Genomic DNA, 21,998 nt, shown 5'->3' on the forward strand with positions numbered 1-21,998 from the left:
CCGCTCCATCCGGTCCGATTTTGGTTTCAATTCGTTGAAAGGGTGACGCGGAACCATATTGATGAATGGTTGTTAACACGCGCGCCTCAACAGGAGGGGACCCTGTGAACCTCGTCGTCGTTTCAAACCGCGTTTCGCGCGCCAAGGCCAACGAGCCCATGACGGGGGGGCTTGCGGCCGCTTTGCTGCCGGTTGTCGAGGAATCCGGTGCGATCTGGGTCGGTTCCAGCGGACGGGTCCGCGACGGGAACCAGAAGGAACCATTCGCCGAGATTGAAGCCTTGGGCGCCGGCGCGCTGGCGATGCTGGATCTGCCGGCCGCACATTACGGCGGCTATTACGAAGGCTTTGCGAATTCGGCGCTGTGGCCGGCGCTGCACTCCCGCGCCGATCTGATCCACGCCTGCCACGACGACTATCTGTCGTATCGCGAGGTGAACGCCTTCATGGCGCGCGCGCTGTTGCGATTCCAGAAACCTGACACCGCGTTCTGGGTTCAGGATTATCATTTTCTCGCGCTTGGCGCGGAGCTCCGCGATCTCGGCATCACCCAACCGGTTGGCTTCTTCCTGCATACGCCCTGGCCTGCGCGCGCCGTGATCGGCGGCGTGCCGCATCATCGCGACCTGATCGAAGCGATGCTGGCGTATGATCTGATCGGCTTCCAGACCGAGGAAGACTGCGAGAATTTCCTGGCTTACGTTCAGTGCGATCTTGATCTCGCCGTGCACGACGGTGTCGTCACCTCGCGTCATGGCAAGACGCGCGCCGCGGTATTCCCCATCGGCATCGATCCGGAGAAGTTCGCCCAGCTGGCGGCCAAGGCGTCGACCCATCCGGACGTATCGCGGTTGCGGCGGAGCCTGAATGGCGAGAAGCTTGCGATCGGCGTCGACCGGCTGGACTACTCCAAGGGCCTGGTCAATCGCATCAGGGCATTCGACCGGATGTGGACCTTGCAACCACAGCTCAAGCGCACGGTGTCTCTGCTGCAGATCGCCACCCCGTCTCGCGGCGCGATCGAGGCTTACGGCAATCTGCAGAGCGAGGTGGCAAAACTCGTCAGCGACGTCAACGGCAACCATGGCGAGGTCGACTGGACGCCGATCCGCTATCTTAACAAGGGCTACGGCCAGGCCGTGCTCGCGGGTCTCTATCGCACGGCGCAGGTCGGCGTGGTGACGCCATTGCAGGACGGCATGAATCTCGTCGCGAAGGAATATGTCGCCGCCCAAAACGCCGCCGATCCCGGCGTGTTGGTGCTGTCGAAATTCGCCGGCGCCGCCAACGAACTCGACACCGCGCTTTTGGTAAATCCCCACGATATCGATGGCATGGCGCGCACCATCGCGATCGCACTCTCGATGCCGCTGACCGAACGGCGGATGCGCTGGGAAGCGATGATGACGAAACTACGCAGCCATACCATCCAGGACTGGTTTGCCGATTTCGTCGACGCGCTGCAGGACACCCAATCCGACAGGAGCGTGATCGGGCCGATTATGGCGGAGCAACCGGCGCTACGGCCGCTTCGTTCGATCAATAGCAACACGCGATATCACTGAAGCATAACGGTTTTGAGTTGAATCGGCAGGTTTTCAGCTCGTCATCCTGAGAGGCTCTGAAGCTATCTCGGACCTCATCCTGAGGAGCGTCGTCGTCGCCGCGTCTCGAAGGATGGCCGCGAGTCTGTGTGTTGTGCGCATCCTTCCAGACGCTTGCGGAGTTTATCATCGGGCCGCGCTTCGCGCGGACCCGTTGGCAAGCTCGTCAGGATGAGGTTCGTACTCTCCGTCATCCCCGCGTGAGCGCAATTGCGCTCATCGCTGGAGGTGCGAGCCAACGGGTCGCGCGAATGCGCGCCCGATCACAGGCTCCGCGAGCCTCAAAGGATGACACGGCCGGGGTGACGGGGATAGTTTTCGTCGGTTCGATCTGATTTCGCGTCCTAGTAACAATACGACACGCCATCGAGCACCGGGCAACGCGCCTTGCGCGGGTCGCTTGGATTTTCCATCGGCACGACGCCCTTGCCCTGGCCGACGAACACGCCCTGTCCGACGACCACTGACGACTTGTTGCCGATGATGACGCTCGGATGCGGCGAGGCCAGGTTCGAGCGGGTCCCGTCGGCCCAGATGATCGCATCTCCCGTGAAGATGCCGCGCCGGCCATCGTCGCAGTTCACATCGACGCCCTGCCTGGTGCAGGCCTGCGCCATCGCCGGGCCGGTCGCGCCGGCGGTGGCCGCAGCCACGCAAATCGCGAAAACGATCGTCCGGGTTATGATCATGCCGCCCTCCGCCAATTGATTTGCCCTTAATGGTCGTCGGCATCAGCCGGATTCGGGTTCATGGATTTACGAGGCGCCCCGGCCGCGGCCGCCAGCCATTCTAAATTACGTAGCATATTCAAATAATTAGGGAAATTTCAATCCCCGCGCCCGCGCTCCCTTGCAAAATGCGGCCTGCCCCTTCAAGAGAGGGCCTCCGGAGAGATGGCCGAGTGGCTTAAGGCGCACGCTTGGAAAGCGTGTGTGCGGGAAACCGTACCGTGGGTTCGAATCCCACTCTCTCCGCCAGCAAGCCGCACTAACCATCTGATTTAGCTTTGAAATTTGAGCGGGTGTCGACCTTGGTCCCCAAAGCGGCCCACAAAGCTTGCCGATATGCTGCATAGCTCGTAGCAAATGGGCCATGAAGCGAACCGTCTGGCGCGAAGCCGCGCCGGCAAGACCACCAAAACCAACCAGCCTCGCCCCTGCCGAATGTTTCCAGCGTGGGGTCGGAATAGAACACCTCGATACTGACGCCGGTCCGCGGGTCGACGTCGAAGAGCGGCTCACAGCGTGCGCGTTGGCTGGGGTTCGAACGGGCGGCGCCCATCACGCGGCCCTCTCTGAAGGCTCGGCAAGAGCCAAGCCGCGCAGGTAGTCCGCAGCCTTGGCTGCATGGCTGCAGGCTGTAAAGAATGCCCGTTTGTCGGCTTTCAAAAGCTCAATCCAGTTGGCGATGTAGCCCGCGTTCCTAACGTCACCATCAAAACCAAATTCCGCACAAAGGAAGGCGGCGCCTAACTCCGCAATCAGTTCCTCGGCCGCGTAATTGCGTGACCCGAACCGGTTCTTCAAATCTCGATCAAGGCGGGACTTGTGTGCCGTCCAGTGCGTTAATTCGTGGAATGCCACGTTGTAGAAATGATCCGCCCCCTTGAACCCTGCGAATGCCGGCATTGAGATAAAATCTCGGCTCGGCACATAGAAGGCTTCGCCGTGGCCCTCGCGGATGTCTGCGCCCGTTGAGTGCAGGAATGCATCGGCAAGCTCGTCACGCGTGTCGGGATTGCGAACGCGCATGGGCTTCCCGGTGATAACCTTGTCGGGAAGGTTTTCGCATTGGTCGACGTTGAAAACCGTGTACTCGCGCATCATCGGGACTAGGCGCGTTCCGGAGCTATCGTCCGCGCCCTCGTCCCGAACTTGGAGTTGCTTCACGAAATACACCTTCGTGCCGTGCTCGCCCTTGCGCACGTTGCCGCCCAACTGCAAGGCCTGCTTAAATGTGAGAAAGCGAGGCGTGCGATAACCGGCCGCCTGCGCCATCCACAACAGAACGACGTTGCAGCCAGAGTAGGGCCGGTTGCTCACGGCATTGCACGGGGTATTCGCGCCGGGGGTTGCCGACCATGGCTTAACCCAAGGGGCGGCGCCGGCTTCTAACTCTGCAACAATGCGCGCTGATACCTCAGCGTAGAGATCACGTTTCATAGCCCGCCTCGCTGTTATGGCTGACGCGACCACGATCGGCCGCGTGCCATAGCCGCGTCGGGCAAGGCTTCCAGGTTTGCGTCAGGCTGAACGGCGCAATTCTACCCCCGGGGGTGCTTGGACAGGCCACCCATCTCGCGCGCGCGAAGAGGTGTGCCCCGCAGATAGAACCTGCCAAAAGTAAATCGTTAACAAAGTGCTAACGATGAGCGGGCCGATGTGCCATGAGGCGGAGGGCGGTCCGGGCAAGGTCTCAGATCATTCACTCAGTAGCTTCGCAAGCGGGGCCGACAGCGCCTTCGCAATCCTGGCCATCACCAGCAGGCTGGGGTTTCGCTTCCCACGTTCGATACCTCCCATGTATGTGAGGTCAATCTCCGCCTCAAACGCCAGCTCCTCCTGCGTCATGCCTTTTTGGACACGTAGGCGGTGAACGTTTTTTCCCAATATGGCACGCCAATCCTGCATTGGCAGGATGGGGCACTATCGGGCATATAGTCTCTAGGGATTATAGTCCCTATGACCTTTTCGCGGAGACGACGGATCGGCAGTTGCTGCGCAGACCCTTCCTCACGGCCGCAAACGGCGACGGTGTATCAGAGCGACAGCAAGCGCGGGCAGGACCACCATGCGAGCATTAAGGGGCGCGGGCATTATCTTCGCAGGGGTTGTGGGCGCCGCGGCGTTCATATTTCTCCTGGCCGTGTACTTTGCAGGGCTCTTGTGGGTTTCGAAAAACGTACTCGACTATTTAAACGTTGCCGCCGCAATTGCCGTTGCAGCTTGCGTTTTCGTACTTCTGCCGCTCGCGTCGTTCCGCTCCACGCGAGAATTTTCTGCGTATGGCTTCTTGATTTCGTCCGTGATTTTCGGTGCGTCGACATGGATTTTGGGTCTCTTAGTGACGTTCGATCACTGGGGCGTGACAGGTGTGTTAGTTGGCCTAACGTTGGCCGGTGTCGGTATTGTGCCGGTTGGGATGCTGGCTTCAGCATTTCATGCAGTTTGGTCGCAAGTCGGTGATCTCGCATTGGGTTTGGTTCTTACGTTCGGCGCACGAACGATCGCGATCTTGCTGGCGCAAAGGTTGGATCACGATGAAGCCGGCATCAGCTCAAATTCGCCATCGGAAGTCGGGTCCATTAGCTTCTCAGCAATGTCGTACGCGACAGGAAAGTGGAGGGAATGGGTAAGGTTAGACCGTATTCAAAGCCAGCAAATCATAATGACCGCACTGTTCATGCTTGTTGTCGGTGGGCTTGCGGTCTACGAGGCCTTGCATCCGTCGCGTTCCAATTATGATTATCTCCAATTGGTGGCAAACCTCAACGCTCACCCAATCGCATCTGTTTTTGGGGCGTTGCTTCCAGCAGTATTTTTTTCCCCGCTTGCCTATTGGATGTTTGGCCGGATTCTCCGCCGAAATGCTGCTCGTTTCAAAGTCTGTGAACACTGCGCCGAAACGATTAAAGTCGCGGCGAAGGTCTGCCGTTACTGCGGCCGAGACGTTGCCCCCGCCCGGCAAGTGGAGGCTCAGCGACAGGCGGAGGACGAGCAGCGCCGGCCGGGAGCCGCCACCAATCAGCTTGAGTATGTGCAGGGGACGCCGGCAGTAGCCGCGCCGCCGACACTATCGGCGCGAGGGATCGGAGGAACTGGACTGCGCATGTTGCCGCAGCCATCGAGGTCCGTGCTGGTGATCGCGTGCGCGCTCGGCCTTTTCCTGGTCGGCTCAGCCGCTGTCTGGCTTGCCAATACTCAGCGGACAGCGGTTCCGCCCGGTGTTCCGTCGTTCGATGACTTGCCCAGCTCAGAATCGTTCGAAGTTGCCAACGCTGCATTTGGTAAAGGCTACTACACGACCGCCCTGCGGCTCTTTCGTCCGCTTGCCGGTCAAGGCAACGCGCTTGCCCAGTTCAATGTCGGGTGGATGTACGCCAACGGCAAAGGCGTGCCGCGGAACGACGCCGAAGCGGTGAGGTGGTATAGGCTCGCTGCCGATCAAGCCAACTCCGCGTCCCAGACCAGTCTCGGGCTTATGTACTACGAAGGCCGAGGCTTACAGCAGAACGATGCCGAGGCGGTGAGATGGTGGCGGAAGGCTGCAGACCAAGGCGACGCCCAAGCCCAGTACAATCTTGGACTTATGTACGACGAGGGTCGCGGCGTGCAGCAGAACTATGTCGCGGCACACATGTGGTACAATTTGGCTGCGAAGCAGGATAATCAAGAAGCGATTAGAAATCGAAACTTGGTCGCACAACTCATGACACCAGCGCAAATAGACGAAGCGTTGCGGTCGGCCCGCGCTTGGAAGGCAAAGACAGAGCGGTAGTTGACGAATTTGGCTCCGATGAGACTTCGTTCAATTAGCTGCGAGGGTAACACCGTCGAACGGCCGCCTACAGGGCCAGAAGAAAAACCGCCGTGGTGGCACGGCGCATAAGAACGTGGTGCTTACCTTGGTGGAGCGCGGTGGCTCCGCGCGCAGCTTCCATGTCGACAGCACGTCGATTGCGGACATTGCGCCTATCCTGCGGACCAATATCTGCCGGGAAAGCGGCCTGATGACTGACGAAGCGCGCCACTACATGGAAGTTGGCCGCGAGTATGCCAGCCATGATGCGGTGAACGACGGCGAGGATCAATACGTTCGTTACTGGAACGAAGTCACCGACAAGAAGCGCCCTGACGGCAAGCCGATTGTTGAAACCACCACCATCACCACCAATACGGTTGAAGGCTATTATTCGATCTTCAAGCGCGGCATGAAGGGCATCTACCAGCATTGCAGCGAGAAGCATCTGCACCGCTATCTGGCGGAGTTCGATTTCCGCTACAGCAACCGGATTGCGCTTGGCGTTGACGATCAGGACAGGGCCGATAAGGCCATTAAGGGAATGGTTGGCAAGCGGCTTACCTATCGGCAGTCACCTAATCACAGCCAAGCGACCCGTTCGTAAAAAGCGATTCTGAAACAACGGGTTAGCTAACATGTTGATTCTTGAGAAAGAATCGCTTATATTAAGGCCAATCCGTTGAACTCTGAACCGGGGCTGGCCCGTAGGATTCTTCAACGGAGGGAGAGGGTGTTTCGCCCTCGACGGGGGCTTTAAGGCCCCCGCACTTTTTTCAAGGCAAGCGTTTCCGACCCCACCCACCGATATCGCCAGTCTTTGGATTTCGGCTGTACCGACTCTGATTCAGGATTTGCACAACCCGAAGGCCAAACTCGGCGATCATTGGATGGCCTGTCACTTCGGCCTTTAGTGACTGATGGCTCGGGTGCGCGATCATCTCAACAAGTTGCAGACCGCAGACGTTATTGACCTTGGGATCGAATTTGATTTCGTGGGACGTGAGACACTTCTGGATAATCTTCGGAGGGATATTTTCGGTTCCGTGGTTGTAGATGTAGGCGAACGATTTCTTCAGAGCCATATCGACCTTCTTAAAGCGCGGCTCTGCAACCACATCGCCAGTCAGACCCTTGCGGTTTAGCCAGAGGACATACCGCTCCACGATTGCCCGCATGCAATAGTGGTACGGATTGAAATGCCAAACTGGATATCTCTGAACATGGGCGTGCTTATCGATTAGGACAGTCAGGGCAATATACGGCAAAGTCTCAATGAGGCCGAGAATCCTGATTTGCCATTCCGTATTTATTGCGGGATCCCAAAGCGCTTCAAATGGCGGTTCCTTCCGGACAATTTCGCGACGATGTAGAATGACCTGGTTAGTAGTCGGATGGTGCTTGAAAATGTCCGTCTTTAGCCTTTCGATCTCTGGCGTAATGATATGATCGTGGCCACGTTTCTTCGCAATGATGCCACTAATGCTCAGGAATTGCTCTTCCGGAGTTTTGACATCATCATTGCCAACCTCATCGATAAACAGGCGACACGTCATGGCAGTTAAAAAAGCCTCTGGTCAGGTGGCTAAGTTCAGAGCCGCCGCCCGTGAACTCGAAACGGACGACAGCGAAAAGCGCTTCAACGAGAGGCTGGGCAAGATCGCCCGGCAGAAGCCTCCGCCGCCTAAGAAAAAGTCCAAGTAGGCGGTGCGTTGCCAATGGCGGCTGGTTAGCTGCCGTGGCGCGATGGACACAAGGGTGACCCCACTATGACCGACCGCGAAATAGCGGTGACGACCTTTAAGGCCGTCGCCGCGCTGCACTATGCCGTGACCGGAACACCGTTGTCCCTATCCGTCGAAACGGAGTCGGGCACGATTAGAATTATTGAGCCGGAGGGACTACCCCCGACCGCTGATCCTGCGGAATGCTCCCATAGGCAGTGAGCATCGCTTGCTTGGCTTGATGCCATTCCACTAGCGAAGCGTTGATGGCGGTAGCTGATGGCCACGTATTGCCGTCATCCGTAATAGACTGGCGACCCATGACAACATCGGCAGGGAAGCCACCCTGCACGTTGGAAAAGCAGAATGAGCCGCGATTTATCTTCAGGGCTTCGCCGATCCTAGCAATCCTTGTTCCCAAGTTGCTTACGTTAGCGTTTGCCCGCTCGAAGGCCGCCCTAGCGGCCAGATATGCATCTGCACCCACGATTGGAATCTCCGGTTGATCGAATCAGGTTGTAACAACCAGAGGGACTCATACCAGATTTCCTGAAATTCCCCGGAGTCGAACTCCGCTATCTCACTAATAAATCGAAGCTATCCACTGTTTGGGTGTGCAAAGTGCATAATCCCGATCCGCGAGTGAACAGCCGCTTCGCACATCCACTTGGCGGGGTCCGACAAGCACGCCTCGCGCCAGTTAAATCGCGGATCGGCCGTGGCGCATCAATAGGTCTGGGTCGTTGTATTCATCGCGTGCCGATCCGCCGCGTAGCTCGTGGCAAAAGGACCGGTAGGCGAGCCATCTGGCGAACAGCCACGCTGACGATACCACCAGAACCATCCCGCGCCGCATCACCGCAGACCCTCGCGCCCAACCTCAGACCGCGGCGGCGCCGGCTTCTAACTCTGCAACAATGCGCGCCGATACCTCGGCGTAGAGATCACGCTTCATGCTTGCCTCGCTGTTATGGTTGACGCGACCATCATCGGCCGCATGCCATAGCCGCGTCGGGCAAGGCTTCTAGGTTGGGCGCAATTCTACCCCCCGGGGGTGCATGGACAGGCCCCCCGTCACCGCGCGCGCGAGAAGGGGCTGAGAAATATCGCTGGGTCAAAAAGGGCCGTTAAGAAATTGTTAAGGTTTGGACGGTCGAGCGTTTGTCAGCGGCGACTTCGCGAATTCGCGGCACAAGAAAAGCCGCACTAAGCTGAGCTGTTCTCGTGTGCGAGACACTGCCGAATGCGATTGCTCGCGGTTACAATTCACTCGGTGAAAATCAAGATTGATCGCCCGGGATTTCGGTAACCCGGCACTTAACAAACCCAACGCTTCGAGCGAGCATGAGAATCGGCTAAGTTGTGAGAGTCTGTTTCCCACAACCGGAGATTCTGCCCAGCTTCTCGTCCAAGCTCTTTTCGTTGTCGTTCGCTTCTGGCTCGCGAATGGCCTGTTTGAACTTCTCTCCCTGCGCCTGTCTTTTTGCCACGAGACCGCCATGCCAAAGATAATGTGCCTATATATGGACGATTCTGGAACAAGGAATCCGGACAGGAAAGTAGTCGAGGATCTGACTTACCGGGACTGGTTCACGCTTGGCGGCTTCCTTATGAAGGAAGTAGACGGCGGTGTTATTCGCACCCTTCACGCTGAGTTTTGCGAGAAATGGGGCATCAAATACCCCTTGCACTCTTATGATATTCGTTTGATGGACAAGCGTTTCTCTTGGTTGAGAACAGCTTCAGTCGAAGATCGCGGTCAATTTATGCGCGATCTGAGTGCAATGCTTACGAAAATCCCCGTCATCGGCTATGCCGCAGTTGTGGACAGGCCCGGATATAACAAACGTTATCGAGACAAGTACGGCAGGCAAACTTGGAATCTCTGCCAAACAGCATTTTCCGTCATTTGCGAGCGAGCCGCTAAGCGAGCCCGCGCGTATGATTGCAAATTGCGCGTCTATGTCGAAGAGGGTGATAAGACCGCCGACGATTACGCGGATTGGTCCGATCTAGTTCAACGCTATTGATTGGCAATAGCGTAAGCTTGCCCGCGCCCATGTCGCCCCCAGATGCTTTCCAGAACATTTAGCAGACAGTACATCTGATGGTTGAGAATCCAAGTGGCATTTTCCACAACCCATCAGAGAGGTGGGGCTAAAGCCGCTTATCCATGGCGAGCCATTCTTTCTCGCGTGAACCTTTTCAACGTCTTGGCAGGCATTGGAGAAGTCTCCGTTTGTTTGCGGTGCCGAAGCGTCGCCTCGTCTTTGCGGGCCACCTTGCTCGAAGAAGCAGGCTGGCATCGGGCCGATTCGCAGAAACCCGAACTCTTGACTTGGGTAGAGGGTAGTAGCGGTGGATTAGAAGTGCGAGAAGCGACCGCCAGCCGCGAGCGGCCGAGCAGCTCACGCGGCTAACGAACTGACGGACGCCCCGCCTAAAGATCCGATCGCATCTAAGTGTTTACAATTCTGGGTGTGGCAGCGGAACGATAAAAGCCATTCCCTGCCGAAGTCACGGCTTCGGGGCTTGGATATTAGGTTGAAGCCCCGCTATCTCTAATCTGAATTGCAGCAATTCTCGCACCGTTTTGCAAACACTACGTGCGTGCGTAGGTGTGTTTGCATATTCGTTTGCGTGCGCTATTTTGTTTCGCAACGATTCAATCGTTCTGAGCGCCTTCTCGAATGATTTTTTTGGTCGTGTTTTGGGGAGTTGCTTCTTCACGAGAGTTTTTTTATCGGCGAACTGTGTGAACAATAAGGTGTCGACGATAGCATCGGCCTCCTCAGATTTGCTCTTTTGATATTCAACATTCTGACGTCTTTCCAAGCTCAGAGAGTTCATCCAATGCGTCTCGCTTTTGTATGTGCGTTTTATGGCCTCCATCATCGTAATTTCGAAACCTGTTATGAGCGCAAACAGCACGGCGCGAACAGGTAATTTCTGGAGATCAGATAGGCTGACAAGGCCGATGATATTGCTTCCGGACACAACCAGACGGCATGGCTTCGCATCCGCGTCCTTGATGAAATCCAAAATGCTTGCATCTGCACCAATTATAAAATCTTCGGATAAAGAGTTGAAGTGGTCCTGAATACGATCGCCGATGCCTTCATGGTCCGTGTAATTTGCGGCATGAAATAATCCAATTATATGTTGGCTGCCACCTGCGCCGTCACTAACAACCGGGATGAAATCATAAGAGTCTATGTTTCGCCGAAGAACAGCCGATACGTGTTCATTTGCATGACAGGTTCTAAAATCGCTGCGAGGGGTAGCGATTAACTTCACTTTTAAGCCCGAGTGCAAAGTCTCAAAGATCTCGCCCGAACCATCAAGGTTGGAAGGGGCCCAGCTATTTTTCATTGTTTGCATCGTTGTTTTTGGAGCGTGACAGTCGATTCGTGTTTGACAGTCGATTCTTGCATAGTCTCGAAAAGTATCAAAATTCTTTGATCACTTAGCCCCCCATTTCGGTTCGAGACGCCAATAGGGCGGTCGGGTTTGAAATGGGGCTCGCCTACCGTTTGTCGCTATGCAGCTTTGTTGTTGCGTGACAGTCATCTCGACAAGGTGCCGGGCTTGTAGAGTTTCACCTTCTCAAAGGCCCTGAGGCTGAGGATCACGCGCTTTTTGCGTCGCATAAGGCTGTGGGAAAACCGGGCTACGTTCTAGGCATGGACTAAATCAGAGGCATTCCGGGCAGCGCATAGTCGGGCAGGGGACAACAAGCCGCTGTATCTGGATCACCCGCAGTAGCACACGGGATGCGGCGGGGGTGACAATCGTCACCTTCAGCAGAAGTCCACACCACGTATTTCTACGTGGCGGCTTGCGCCAGGAAACGGACCGACAAAGCTTGATACTTAAAACATTTTTCGGTAACTGCTTCTGTCGAATTGATTTTACAGGAATTGCTTATGCCGGATGAAAACTCCAACAAAATTGCGATTTTTATTGATGGAGCCAACCTTTACGCAACGGCTAAGACGCTCGGTTTCGATATTGACTACAAACGCCTGCTCAAGGAATTTCAGAGCCGCGGGACGCTAGTGCGTGCGCTCTATTACACCGCGATCATTGAAGATCAGGAATTTTCCTCTATCCGGCCTTTGGTCGATTGGCTCGATTACAACGGCTACACCGTCGTTACCAAAGCGACCAAGGAATTCATCGACGCCAGCGGCCGCCGCAAGGTGAAGGGCAATATGGACATCGAGCTTGCGGTCGATGCCATGGAGCTCGCGGAGCATGTCGACCAGATCGTGCTGTTTTCGGGCGACGGCGATTTCCGCTCGGTGGTGGAAGCGGTGCAGCGCCGCGGTGTCCGGGTCACCGTGGTCTCGACAATCTCAAGCCAGCCGCCGATGATCGCCGACGAGTTACGACGTCAGGCCGACGTGTTCACCGATTTAGTCGAGCTAAAATCCAAAATCGGCCGCGATCCGTCCCCACGTGCTACTCCTCGTGAGCCCACATTCTTGAAAGACGACTAGGTAGCATTGGTGGCTCTCCGAAAGCGGCCAGTTAAAGTGCGGCCTTCATGGGGGATGTCTGCCCATGGCACGAACCGGACCACCAGCGATGTCCGCAGTTCGGTCGCTAACGGGGGTAAACCGGACATGGCGCAGACTGCCCATTTCAGTCGAGAATGACCCAGATCGGACTCCGCCGCGGCAGCACAAACGCGGCAAGAAGCGCTCTCTCAACCTCAACGATACCTATCGATCATGCCGCCCCTCGCGAGCTAGGGTCCTGCCGCCAAACCTGCGAGCACCATCGCTGCCTTGAGTTCGTGGATGCTTGCTTTGCCGCCGCCGTCAGCCTGGAACGGCAGAGGTCCCGGATTCAGCGGCAGGCGAGTCACATTGGCCGGACCGCGCAGCGGCTCGAACGGCATCGCCTGGCTTGCGCCGAGCTGAATCTCGTTGAGCTGCCGAATGGCGTTGCGCATCTCGCGCAAGCCGACATTTAGCGGCACGACCAGCGGCCGTTGCTCCGACCAGATGCCAAGCGCCTGGGCTGCGTCCGGCAGCCCGGCGCCGGTCTGCCATGGATGTCCGATTGGCTGCGCAGTATCCTTGAGAATCTGGAATAGCCGCTCGACTCGTTGAAAGTCCTTGGCAGCGAAGCTTCCCTTGAAATCGCCGTGGTCGGCGAGGATCAAGGCTGCGAGAGCAGCGACGTGAGCCGCCGCGAGCGAGGTGCTGTCGCAGATCGCGTAGGTGTCCGGCGACTGACAGGCAATGACCGCGACGCCGGGCGCGCACAGGTCGAGTTCGGGCCCGCGACAGGAAAACGTCGGCACAAATCCGCCCGCGACCGCGGTGGCCACCACGGCCTGCGCCGCCTGTGGACTGTCTTCCGGATAGCTTCCCATCTGTCCGACCGCGCCTACCGCCAAGACGCACGGGGAGCAGGCCGGAAACAACACCGCTCCGGCAGAATTGCCGGAGGCAGCGATGATGCTGACGCCTTGCTGTTTTGCCATCGCGATACGCTGCTCAACCAGAGCGGAGCCGCGCTCGCACCCGAAACCGAGGCACGCCACGTCGATGCCGTTCTGCAGGCAATAGTCAAGCGCCGCGATCAGGTCGCTGCAATGGGCATCGGGAGGAAGCTTGCAAACATGCAGCTCGCTATCCGGGGCGTAGCCGCGGATGCCGTGAGCTGTCTGGGGAGCGGCGTTGATGAGGCCCGCGCAAGGTGTGCCGTGGCCGATTGGGTCCTTCGACCAGGATTGTCCTTCCGCGCTCCTGATATCGATACCGTGATCGATCCTGGTCAATTGCTTGTGGCTGGTCGCAACGCCGCTGTCGATCAGGGCGATCCTGATTCCGGCGCCGCGGCACTGGTTCGGAATCCGATCGAACTGCATGGCTGCGCCGCCCCAATCCAACGCCTCCGGCAGCGACAAGGGTTTTAGGGTGAAGGTGTTCACCGCATCGGTCTCGAGATAAGGCCGATCCTGCCACAGGCCCCAAAAGCCTGAACGCGCATTGACGAATATGGCGGCGACCGTTTCCGGCAGCTCGCCCTGCAGCGTCAGATCGACTCTGCCGTCGCTATCCGTCAGTCCCTGAATTGACGCCTGCTCGCCAATGAGCCTCACCGCCGCCTGCTCCACGGGCGTGCCGGCTTCGCTCACGATCCGGATCGTCACCTTCAAATCCGGCCCGAGCGCAGTCATCATCGCGGCCGCCGGGAAAAACGATGACGCGCCAACGAATGATGCAGCTCGCAGGTGACCGTCCGGCTCGATGATCAAGGTGCCGGTTGCGGAGCGGCGCAGTGCGGCGGTGGCATCGTCCGACATGCGCACGACCGCAATCGCCGGCGCAATGGCGTCGCGCCTGTCATGTGTCCGCAGGATCTCGATGTTGCCGAACTGGTTGAGCCGCTCGGCGAGCGCTTGACCGCTGACGCCAGGTCCCGCCGATGCGATCATGTACTGACTGGTGCGGGCCGGTTTGCGTCGATCGCCGCCCGGGGCTGGGCGCGGATCACGCGCGGATTTGCGCCGGTCCCTGCTCGAGGTGGAGCGCGGATTATCTCGACTTGCTGCCATGGCGTCGCCTCCCATTTTTCAGTGGAGTGAGGATTGAGTCTCGGTCGAACCCTGCCGCAGCAACGGAAGGCGGGGGTCGGCTGCGCGGATGGTTTCGATGGTGCGATAGGTCAGCCAGATCAGGTTGAAGGCCTGCGCATAATCCCGCGCGGCATACCTGTGCGCGGCTTGGGTAACGATCGGGACACAGTTTTCCAGGCCGGCATGCTGCGCAGCGTTGGCTTGGAGAAAGGCGGAAAGCGCGCGCAGCGATTCCGAAATCATGTCTCCGATCATGTTTTCAGCGGCCTGACGATCGAGTACCGGGTTCGGTATCGGCAGGCCGCCGGGCATGGTCTGGAACGGTTGCTCGAAAGCCTGCGACTGCAGGCGCATGAGAAGCGGCATCAAATTACCGAGCAGGCCTACGAGCTGCTGAATGTCTGACGGGCGGGGCGGTGATGCGGTAGTGGCAGAAGGATTCCAATCTGACATGGGTATTCTCCTCCGGAGGGAAGCGTGCGTGGCGGCAGTAAGCGCGACCGCCGCTTTCGGCGGCGGCCGCTGGTTGCCGTGTGGACCGGCTCTGACTTGCGGTCAGATCATCCGCTGCTGGCTATAGGCCTGAAGGTTAGCGATGACCTGAGGGATTATGCCGACCAGCTGGCGGGTGATGTCAGCGACGTCCTGTTGTGTTAGTTGCCGCTGCTGGCCAAAGGCTGAAGGAGCGCCGAACGCCGACTGGAATTGCGGCGCGCCGAACTGCGTACCCCAAGTCTGCGCAGGATGGCCAAGGCCGAATTGGCCGAGACCTCCGAATTGGCCCAAGCTGGGGCCGCCCTGCATGGCGGCATAGTGAGGTTGCTGCTGGCTCTGCAGCGTTCCCACCATCTGGGGAACGATGGGCAGGATCTGCCGCACGACTTCATTCACGTCCTGCGGGCTTAGCTGCCGTGGCCCTTGGCCGTAGGCCGCGTAGCCCATTCCTGCGATCGGAGTTTGTGCTTGCGCGAGGATTTGAGGCAGCGCCGGTATTAGTTGACGCACGACCTCGTTCACATCCTGTTGCGACAGCTGGCGCTGTTGGCCACCCCACTGCTGCTGACCCCAACCCATCGGTTGTCCGCCCCAGCCGGGATTATATCCAACTGCGCCAAAAGGCTGCTGACCGCCGTATTGCCCGTGTTGCTGGCCGTAGGCCGCTTGTCCGAATCCTCCTCCGTACGGTTGGCCGGCTTGCGATCCGAACGCTCCCCATTGTTGCGGACCGAACTGCCCAAACTGCGAACTGTGCCCGAGGTTCTGTTGCGGGGTGTCATAGTAGGTCATCGCTCGTTCTCCTTGCGACGGTTGGTGCCCTCAGCCCAAAACCCTACGAAGACGGTCCGCCTTCGAGGTCCTTCGGTGGCGACAGCGGTCCGTCACGCGATGTGACGGCGTTGCATTTTTTTCAAATTCAAATGCTCAACGCGAAATCGAAGCGATAAGCGATGCCTCCCCGTTTGAGGCGCGGGTTTGTGTTCCTCAAGGGCAACAAGCGAACGGCAAAACATTGGGCGGCAAAGAAAAGCCGTTGAGAGGTGCGGGAAGCGGGTTGTCGTTTCTTGCTGGCCACACCCCAAAAGGCCAGCCACCTACGTCCGCTCAGACGCTCCTCCGATTCTTCAACGTTCGGAATTGGACCCAAGAGGAATTGGACCCAAGAAACGTGTCCAAGCCGAAATAGTTTCGCGAAGGCGCTGCGATATTTTCGTGGCAACTCGGTGCAAATTCCAAGTCGTGTTTGTCAGCACTCTTTGCCTAGTCAGCGCTCTTGCCGAGGTGCATCCGCTTTGCTTACGCGAATGCTAATAGGCGAGGTTGAGCAAAGTACCGACGCGCTCGGAGGTCGCGGGATGGCTGCGAAGCAAGCGCATCGGATCATGCCCGAATGCAGACACAGGCATTGGCGCAGAACCGGTGTGATGGCGCTCCAGCTTGTCGAGTGCGGCGATGAGCGCCCGTGAGTCGCCGGTCAGTTCGAGCGCGGTTGCATCCGCATCCAGTTCGCGAACGCGGGACAGTGCAAGGCCAAGTAACTGACCGAGGGCAGGAGCTGCGCTCAGTAGGATCGCCAATGGCCGGCCTAAGCTGCCGTGATGGTGTCGCGTTCGCAGCAGCGCGAGACCAGCGAGCGACGTCCAATCGATCGCGCGACGCAACGCCGTCGTCCAGCTCATCGTCCAGGCGTCATTGTTGCGGATATGCGCAACTTCGTGGGCCAATATCCCGGCGATTTCCTCGCGCGTCATGCCGCGCAGCAGGCCCTCGGTTAAGACAATGGCGCTGCGTTCCGGTCCGCCGAGTGCATAGGCATTCATATCGCCCGGTGCCGGCAGACAATAAAGATCCGGCACTCGAGCCAAGCCGGCTCGGCTGCAAACCTTCGTCAGAATGGCGAACAACTCCGGCACCTCGGCGTGGGACAGCAGCCGGGCGCCGAACCAGCGATGCATGCTCTCGCGCGAGATGACCGTTCCATTGGGGCAGGGCGCGGTTCCCTGTAACGCTCGCTGCACCCCCTCGGGCCCGCCGACGATCCAGCCGCATACCGCAAGCAGCGTCATCATTGCGACAATCGCCAACGCCGATGATTGATGGTTCGCGGTTTGATGGGCGAGCCGCCGGCGGCGCAGCACCTCCTGGTTCCGGGATTGCCACTCGAGCCGGCAGCGGAGGAAAACGCCCGCTTCTCCCGACGGCCAATGGATTTCCGGGATGACGAGGGTGTCGTGCTGCGAAACGCGCAGCATTTGCATCGGCGGCGCACAGCGCACCAAAGCGAGTGAAATGCCTGGCGCGAGGCCGGCGACGACATCCCGCCCCGGCCGACTACCACGCAAAGCCATCCAGTTTAGGCCAGCGTCAAACACCCCTGTCCCTGCCCCCTGGTCCACGCCCAACGCGAAAGGTTACGGATCAACTTGCGCCTTGTCATGCCAGATCCATGCCATAGACACAGAATTGTTGCGGGATGAACACGAAGAGTTCCACTGCAGCGAAAGCCATCGGTTGATTGCCTAGAGCATGATCCGGAAAAGCCCTCGAGATTGTCGCCAGGTCGATCGAGAGCGAGACAGCAAACAAGAACATCCGTATCACGAGCATGATTCCGTAAGCCGGCTAGCGGGTGGCGGCGTTAGCCGTGTCGCGACGGCGTCCATAAACCGGCGAAAGCTGGTGCTGCCCGGCCGGGGGTAGGACTTCAGAACCGAATCTTAGCCAGGGCTGATGCTTGGCGCGCCATTTCGGGCCGGGGCCACGCATGTAGTGCAGCTCGGGCCGGTAGCTGTCGCGCACGTCCATGATCAGGTTGTGAACAACGCTGGCGAAGTCGGAGGCTGACTCAGCCGCCTTGCGAGCAAAACCTGACAATGCGGTTGCATCCATGATTCTCATCGGTGAATTCCTCCTGTTGTCTCGCCGCTCGACACATCGGCAGTTACGGCCCAAGCGTACTCACAAAGAGATGGACCAAACCATTGCACAGAGGTTGATCCGTAACGGTAGATTTGGCTGACAACCGCATACCTAGGTTTAGGATCTGCCCACCTGGGGCTTGCGACTGATGGGAACTTCCTCCGTCGAGCGACATCGGTCGATCAGCCGGGTTGACGCTGTTGTTCTCCAAGTGCGCTCGCGAGGTCGCAAAGCCCCTGCCAAGCGACAACTCGAATCCTCCGCGAGCGGAAGACGCACGGCGCGTCTACCGGTTTAGCCTTGGGGCAGATTTCAGGTCTTGGCATTGATCGTACCTGACGCGATGTCCGCCTTAAGTCCGGAGTGCGCTGCAGAGCGGACCGAGGCCAGCGGGGACGAGAGGACCTGACGGACGCGCCGTCGCGCGCCTGAGAACTGGCCGACACGGGGCGTCACTCAGAAACCGGGAGATTTCCGAACGCCGCTCGAGCCGAGCAGCCAAACGGGTCTAAGATACCTTTTCAAGGCTTCAAAGCGACACGTCCAGCTATCCTGAGAGTCTGCTTCTGGCAGATATTGTTGCAAAAGTTTTTTTCGGGTGACGAACGAAATTTCCTAGGCCCGCTGATGGGTTTCGTCTGTGGCGATGTGAGGGACCTCATCGTTTCGCACAAAATGGATCACGGCCCTTCGCATCGACGTTACAAGGCGTTGCAGCGGTAGAGGCGTCTAAAAATCAGCTTTTGCGAGATTTTCGGCCTCGTCCGATTTTCGACTTTTGCAACAAAATCGGCACTTTTCGGGACTCACAGGCGGACGGACGGATGTCCGCTGTTGAGGTAAGAGCGGGCACTCCTTTGAAGGGCCGGGAATAATGTTTCCAAATTGAGGTAACTGATTAGCAAGTCCTAAAAAACAGCCTGATATTCTCCTTGCGGGAGAATTTCATGACCGACCGGATAAAGATTGTGTGTTCCAAATGCCGCAAGACTTTCGGCGAGCGGGCGCAGCGACTCCGCAACGGCTATCAGGTGCAGTGCCCAAACTGTATGAAGCTGATTACTTTCGACAGCAGCTCGGAAGATCCCAACATTAGGCGCCCGCTGAAGGCGGCGCGGGATTTTCGGATAGCGGCGGAGGAAGCAATCGTGCTGGCACGGATGGCGGATCAAGCGCCTAAACGCGATGCTGTATATTAACCGCGCTAGGGGGTGGTGCTCCGTTTTTGGCGTTGGAATTTGCGGCGCTGAATAAGTTGCCATCGGATAGGTTGGCCACTTCCGTTGTTGTGCAGGTTTTCGGATGCCGGCTTGACGAGGCTATCCACGCGCTCCGACGACCGGCGTCCGAAAAGCGCCAAGGCACGAAATCGCGGGAAGTGGGGCACCGGCGGTGCCGCGGGCGCTATGGAGATTTAACCGCGGTACGTGATTTGAGTGCCGGGTAATTTTTCGAAGTGTACTGGCCTCGAAGGGATGCACAACTTTGGCGTTATGGCACGAGTGTTGCACAAGTGGGGAAAGCTCCTTTTGCCTCTTATGTGATTTCAAAGAGTTAGGCGTTGTAAAAAGGTCACGTTCGACAACTTCTGCGCGATCAGTCTTGCGACAGCCATGGAGCATCATAGGGCGAACCAATTTTTGAAGACTGCAACAAACCTCAATTTTGTCCAACCGAAACTGTTTCAACCTCCTCGTCAAGATGATCACTGCTTCTCCGATTGCACGGTGTTCGTCATTCAAATTCTTGACGATGCAGATGTGGTCTTCCGCATCTCGGATGCGGAATTTGCGGACGTTCTACGTTTCTACCCGCGGCCACCATGCTCGCAGGCAAGCCGCACCGCCTCAACGGGCGAACTATCGCGCAGCGATTTAGTGCGTTGGCACGAAACGGACCTGCGGCCGCAATCCTCGCATGTCTGCTATCGGCGGAAGAGCGGACCCAGCCCGGATGTCTGCAACGGTCATGGTGCGACAAGTGCAGGTATCGCGCGTGGAGGGCGTTCTGCCGTTGCACCTTGCTATCCAAGGACGCGACGGAGTGACGCCATGGGCGACGTGGCATTCATCGTGCAAGTGCCGGCACCAATGTCCGCTATGAGAGGCAACACGGAAAACATATGCTCGTACTGAGTTCTTCTCAGTTTGACCCACAGCTGTCATCAAAACGCTCGCTGGGAAGGGTGCGCGTGCTCAATCACGTCGATATGCCTTGAACGAAAGAAAGCCGCCGAGTCCCAGGAGGACGATGGCCCCTGCAATGATCGCGCCGGTGATCTGGCCAATTCCGGCGGCAATCGCGGCGAGTCCGGTTGGAAAAAGCATTCGGGCAAGGCCACCCAGGACGAACAGCCAGCCAAGGACGGTCACAAGTACCGGCCATCCGTTCGTCCAGCGATTGTGAACGCGCACAATGGCAAGCCCAGCGACGAACAAGAGGATGCCTGACACGAAGATGAGCGCGGGATCGCGGGAAACCTGTTCCGCCAATGTCGGGAACGAGCCAATGTTCAGCAGCATGCCGGCAGCGATAGCGACAAGGGTAGGACCGATCAGGCCGGCGATCGTTTTCGAGGTGGTCATCTATGCTCCGTTACGGATGCGCCACGGGGCTTATGATAAGCCGGGTTCAGTCCCCTCGAGTTGAGAGAATCGGACGGGCAGAATCTCTTTCATCGTCATTCTGCCGTTGGCGAGCTTCTCGGCCACAATGAGCTGCTGCGTATTGGGCAGGCCGGCCGGTATCACCATTTTCCCACCCGCTTTCAATTGGTGGATCAGCGAAGGAGGAATCAGATCGGGAGCGGCCGTCACGATCACCTTGTCAAAGGGGGCGTGGTCTGACCAACCGTGATAGCCATTGGCAATCTTGAGTTCGACATTGCTGCAGCCCTGCTGTCGGAGTCGTCGTTTCGCCTCTTGGCCAAGCTCTTCGATGATTTCCACGGAGTATACCGTGCGGGCCAGCTGCGCGAGGATGGCGGCCTGATAGCCAAGACCGGTGCCGATTTCGAGAACGCTGTCGTCGGCCTTGATGTCGAGCAGATCGGTCATTAAGGCGACGATAAATGGCTGCGAGATCGTCTTTGCGAAGCCGATTGGAAGTGGAAAATTGGCATACGCGTAGGGCTGAAGTTCGATTGGCACAAACTCATGCCGCGGCACCTTGCCCATGGCCGTCATGACGCGTTCGTCAAAGGCACTCTTGCCGATTGTGTCACGCAGCGCAAAGGCGCCGGCGGCGATGACCGCGAGCATGTGTTCGCGCAGGGCCTCAAGATCTTCTGCTCGCATTGGCAACTTTCAATGCGGACGAGGTTCCTCAAGTGGAACTTGGTCGCCCGTGACGCGCTGACGACATCGCAGGTCCCTTGAGGACAACGAGACGCCTTCAAACGCCCTGGAAAGATTGTACAATCTCGCCAGCTGCCCTTGAAGTGGGGCATGCCGAAATCTTCGTGGCGGAGCGGGCAGCGACCGTGCTGTCGGGATGCATTTTGACGCTCAATCCGGCGCCGTTCCTTTGCTTGCGATGCCAGTTACATTTCGCAGGCTCGCGCTGCTCCTGCAGCGCAGAATGCTTTGGTGCAAGCGACGGAGGAAGCACGCAACGCGGCGCCGCAGAGAGAGGATAATTGCATGCGCCAGATTCCGTTGGGAACTCAAGGAACGTTCACATTACATGTACAACCGGAACATCTCGCCAACCGCTTCAAGGATGCCATATTGCCGCAAGTGCTGGCGACCCCCGTGATGATTCTGCTCATGGAAAACGCCGCGCTCAACGCCATCAGGCCATTTTTGGATGCAGGTGAGAGCGCGGTCGGCGCGGCCGTAGATGTACGACATTTCGCCGCGACGCCTGAAGGTCGCGACGTGACCGCGACGGCCGAGGTGGTCAAGGTTGAGGGAAAACGAATACACTTTAAGGTCGCGGCAAGCGACGGCATAGAAGAGATCGGCAGCGGAACTCACGAGCGCGTCGTGATCGTTCTTCGTTCGTTCAACGAGCGCCTAGCCAAAAAGAGCAGACTCTAGCTCGACGCCGGCTCTACACCAAATAACCCTGCCTGAAGCAAGCCGGAGTAGGGCTGGCGGTCGCCCGTGCGGTGGTGCCGTTTGTCGAGACCCAGGCGGC

Annotated in this window: 19 protein-coding genes, 1 tRNA gene and 2 pseudogenes; 10 read left to right on the top strand and 12 right to left on the bottom strand. The window is 58.1% G+C overall.

The window, feature by feature from the left end; genetic code table 11:
* Positions 1-104: 104 nt before the first annotated feature.
* A complete protein-coding gene (locus tag V1289_RS22715) occupies positions 105-1,565 on the top strand; it encodes a trehalose-6-phosphate synthase (RefSeq protein ID WP_334398956.1) in 1,461 nt (486 codons plus the stop codon).
* A gap of 383 nt (positions 1,566-1,948) precedes the next feature.
* Here the strand turns inward: V1289_RS22715 and V1289_RS22720 are convergent, their stop codons facing one another.
* Positions 1,949-2,293, bottom strand: a complete 345-nt coding sequence (locus V1289_RS22720) for a hypothetical protein (RefSeq protein WP_442896057.1) — start codon at positions 2,291-2,293, stop codon at positions 1,949-1,951.
* A gap of 198 nt (positions 2,294-2,491) precedes the next feature.
* Here V1289_RS22720 and V1289_RS22725 point away from each other — a divergent pair.
* Positions 2,492-2,581, top strand: a tRNA-Ser gene (locus V1289_RS22725).
* Between the two features lie 303 nt (positions 2,582-2,884).
* Here V1289_RS22725 and V1289_RS22730 read toward each other — a convergent pair.
* Positions 2,885-3,766 (bottom strand): ArdC family protein, encoded by an 882-nt coding sequence (locus V1289_RS22730; protein WP_334398958.1) that lies wholly within the window; start codon positions 3,764-3,766, stop codon positions 2,885-2,887.
* 258 nt (positions 3,767-4,024) lie between these two features.
* A complete protein-coding gene (locus V1289_RS22735) occupies positions 4,025-4,234 on the bottom strand; it encodes a helix-turn-helix domain-containing protein (protein ID WP_334398960.1) in 210 nt (69 codons plus the stop codon).
* Between the two features lie 160 nt (positions 4,235-4,394).
* Between V1289_RS22735 and V1289_RS22740 the strand changes: the two genes are divergently transcribed.
* A complete protein-coding gene (locus V1289_RS22740; protein ID WP_334398962.1) occupies positions 4,395-6,101 on the top strand; it encodes a hypothetical protein in 1,707 nt (568 codons plus the stop codon).
* Between the two features lie 61 nt (positions 6,102-6,162).
* A pseudogene (locus tag V1289_RS22745) lies at positions 6,163-6,729 on the top strand (transposase); the annotation flags it as partial.
* Positions 6,730-6,898: 169 nt separating this feature from the next.
* Here the strand turns inward: V1289_RS22745 and V1289_RS22750 are convergent.
* Positions 6,899-7,678, bottom strand: a complete 780-nt coding sequence (locus V1289_RS22750; protein WP_334398964.1) for a DUF3800 domain-containing protein — start codon at positions 7,676-7,678, stop codon at positions 6,899-6,901.
* Here V1289_RS22750 and V1289_RS22755 point away from each other — a divergent pair.
* Both V1289_RS22755 and V1289_RS22760 read left to right on the top strand, forming a co-directional pair.
* The gene (locus tag V1289_RS22755) at positions 7,677-7,826 is read left to right on the top strand and encodes a hypothetical protein (RefSeq protein WP_334398966.1); all 150 of its coding nucleotides are present in this window, start codon (positions 7,677-7,679) and stop codon (positions 7,824-7,826) included. The genes V1289_RS22750 and V1289_RS22755 overlap by 2 nt on opposite strands.
* Before the next feature lie 1,306 nt (positions 7,827-9,132).
* Positions 9,133-9,876, top strand: coding sequence for a hypothetical protein (locus V1289_RS22760; protein ID WP_334398968.1), 744 nt, complete (start codon positions 9,133-9,135; stop codon positions 9,874-9,876).
* Between the two features lie 487 nt (positions 9,877-10,363).
* Here the strand turns inward: V1289_RS22760 and V1289_RS22765 are convergent, their stop codons facing one another.
* Positions 10,364-11,218 (bottom strand): hypothetical protein, encoded by an 855-nt coding sequence (locus V1289_RS22765; RefSeq protein ID WP_334398970.1) that lies wholly within the window; start codon positions 11,216-11,218, stop codon positions 10,364-10,366.
* 180 nt (positions 11,219-11,398) lie between these two features.
* On the opposite strand from V1289_RS22765, the pseudogene V1289_RS22770 reads away from it, so the two are divergent.
* Positions 11,399-11,611, top strand: a pseudogene (locus tag V1289_RS22770) (antibiotic biosynthesis monooxygenase family protein); the annotation flags it as partial.
* Positions 11,612-11,772: 161 nt separating this feature from the next.
* Positions 11,773-12,348: a LabA-like NYN domain-containing protein gene (locus V1289_RS22775; RefSeq protein WP_334398972.1), complete on the top strand. Its 576-nt coding sequence runs from the start codon at positions 11,773-11,775 to the stop codon at positions 12,346-12,348.
* A 251-nt stretch (positions 12,349-12,599) separates the two neighbouring features.
* Here the strand turns inward: V1289_RS22775 and V1289_RS22780 are convergent, their stop codons facing one another.
* From V1289_RS22780 to V1289_RS22800, 5 genes are all read right to left on the bottom strand, one after another.
* A complete protein-coding gene (locus V1289_RS22780; RefSeq protein ID WP_334398974.1) occupies positions 12,600-14,420 on the bottom strand; it encodes a S8 family serine peptidase in 1,821 nt (606 codons plus the stop codon).
* A gap of 18 nt (positions 14,421-14,438) precedes the next feature.
* Positions 14,439-14,894 (bottom strand): hypothetical protein, encoded by a 456-nt coding sequence (locus tag V1289_RS22785; RefSeq protein WP_334398976.1) that lies wholly within the window; start codon positions 14,892-14,894, stop codon positions 14,439-14,441.
* A 102-nt stretch (positions 14,895-14,996) separates the two neighbouring features.
* Positions 14,997-15,728 (bottom strand): hypothetical protein, encoded by a 732-nt coding sequence (locus tag V1289_RS22790; protein ID WP_334398978.1) that lies wholly within the window; start codon positions 15,726-15,728, stop codon positions 14,997-14,999.
* 518 nt (positions 15,729-16,246) lie between these two features.
* Entirely contained in the window at positions 16,247-17,197 is a 951-nt protein-coding gene (locus V1289_RS22795; protein WP_334398980.1) for a M48 family metalloprotease, read from the bottom strand.
* 364 nt (positions 17,198-17,561) lie between these two features.
* Entirely contained in the window at positions 17,562-17,837 is a 276-nt protein-coding gene (locus V1289_RS22800; RefSeq protein WP_334396118.1) for a hypothetical protein, read from the bottom strand.
* 968 nt (positions 17,838-18,805) lie between these two features.
* Between V1289_RS22800 and V1289_RS22805 the strand changes: the two genes are divergently transcribed.
* Positions 18,806-19,057: a hypothetical protein gene (locus V1289_RS22805; RefSeq protein WP_334398982.1), complete on the top strand. Its 252-nt coding sequence runs from the start codon at positions 18,806-18,808 to the stop codon at positions 19,055-19,057.
* Positions 19,058-20,053: 996 nt separating this feature from the next.
* Here V1289_RS22805 and V1289_RS22810 read toward each other — a convergent pair.
* A complete protein-coding gene (locus V1289_RS22810; RefSeq protein ID WP_334398984.1) occupies positions 20,054-20,380 on the bottom strand; it encodes a hypothetical protein in 327 nt (108 codons plus the stop codon).
* Positions 20,381-20,473: 93 nt separating this feature from the next.
* Complete coding sequence (locus V1289_RS22815; protein ID WP_334398986.1) at positions 20,474-21,154, bottom strand: protein-L-isoaspartate(D-aspartate) O-methyltransferase; 681 nt, start codon at positions 21,152-21,154, stop codon at positions 20,474-20,476.
* A gap of 345 nt (positions 21,155-21,499) precedes the next feature.
* Between V1289_RS22815 and V1289_RS22820 the strand changes: the two genes are divergently transcribed.
* A complete protein-coding gene (locus V1289_RS22820) occupies positions 21,500-21,898 on the top strand; it encodes a thioesterase family protein (protein WP_334398988.1) in 399 nt (132 codons plus the stop codon).
* The last annotated feature ends 100 nt before the right edge of the window (positions 21,899-21,998 follow it).

It is taken from the genome of Bradyrhizobium sp. AZCC 2289 (genome assembly GCF_036924615.1).
GTDB lineage: Bacteria > Pseudomonadota > Alphaproteobacteria > Rhizobiales > Xanthobacteraceae > Bradyrhizobium.

Excerpts from the sequence above, each read along its gene's own strand:
- V1289_RS22720 (WP_442896057.1), bottom strand. The coding sequence starts at position 2,293 with ATGATCATAACCCGGACGATCGTTTTCGCGATTTGCGTGGCTGCGGCC.
- V1289_RS22730 (WP_334398958.1), bottom strand. The coding sequence starts at position 3,766 with ATGAAACGTGATCTCTACGCTGAGGTATCAGCGCGCATTGTTGCAGAG.
- V1289_RS22735 (WP_334398960.1), bottom strand. The coding sequence starts at position 4,234 with ATGCAGGATTGGCGTGCCATATTGGGAAAAAACGTTCACCGCCTACGT.
- V1289_RS22740 (WP_334398962.1), top strand. The coding sequence starts at position 4,395 with ATGCGAGCATTAAGGGGCGCGGGCATTATCTTCGCAGGGGTTGTGGGC.
- V1289_RS22755 (WP_334398966.1), top strand. The coding sequence starts at position 7,677 with ATGGCAGTTAAAAAAGCCTCTGGTCAGGTGGCTAAGTTCAGAGCCGCC.
- V1289_RS22750 (WP_334398964.1), bottom strand. The coding sequence starts at position 7,678 with ATGACGTGTCGCCTGTTTATCGATGAGGTTGGCAATGATGATGTCAAA.
- V1289_RS22765 (WP_334398970.1), bottom strand. The coding sequence starts at position 11,218 with ATGAAAAATAGCTGGGCCCCTTCCAACCTTGATGGTTCGGGCGAGATC.
- V1289_RS22775 (WP_334398972.1), top strand. The coding sequence starts at position 11,773 with ATGCCGGATGAAAACTCCAACAAAATTGCGATTTTTATTGATGGAGCC.
- V1289_RS22780 (WP_334398974.1), bottom strand. The coding sequence starts at position 14,420 with ATGGCAGCAAGTCGAGATAATCCGCGCTCCACCTCGAGCAGGGACCGG.
- V1289_RS22785 (WP_334398976.1), bottom strand. The coding sequence starts at position 14,894 with ATGTCAGATTGGAATCCTTCTGCCACTACCGCATCACCGCCCCGCCCG.
- V1289_RS22790 (WP_334398978.1), bottom strand. The coding sequence starts at position 15,728 with ATGACCTACTATGACACCCCGCAACAGAACCTCGGGCACAGTTCGCAG.
- V1289_RS22795 (WP_334398980.1), bottom strand. The coding sequence starts at position 17,197 with ATGCAAATGCTGCGCGTTTCGCAGCACGACACCCTCGTCATCCCGGAA.
- V1289_RS22800 (WP_334396118.1), bottom strand. The coding sequence starts at position 17,837 with ATGAGAATCATGGATGCAACCGCATTGTCAGGTTTTGCTCGCAAGGCG.
- V1289_RS22805 (WP_334398982.1), top strand. The coding sequence starts at position 18,806 with ATGACCGACCGGATAAAGATTGTGTGTTCCAAATGCCGCAAGACTTTC.
- V1289_RS22810 (WP_334398984.1), bottom strand. The coding sequence starts at position 20,380 with ATGCTGCTGAACATTGGCTCGTTCCCGACATTGGCGGAACAGGTTTCC.
- V1289_RS22815 (WP_334398986.1), bottom strand. The coding sequence starts at position 21,154 with ATGCGAGCAGAAGATCTTGAGGCCCTGCGCGAACACATGCTCGCGGTC.
- V1289_RS22820 (WP_334398988.1), top strand. The coding sequence starts at position 21,500 with ATGCGCCAGATTCCGTTGGGAACTCAAGGAACGTTCACATTACATGTA.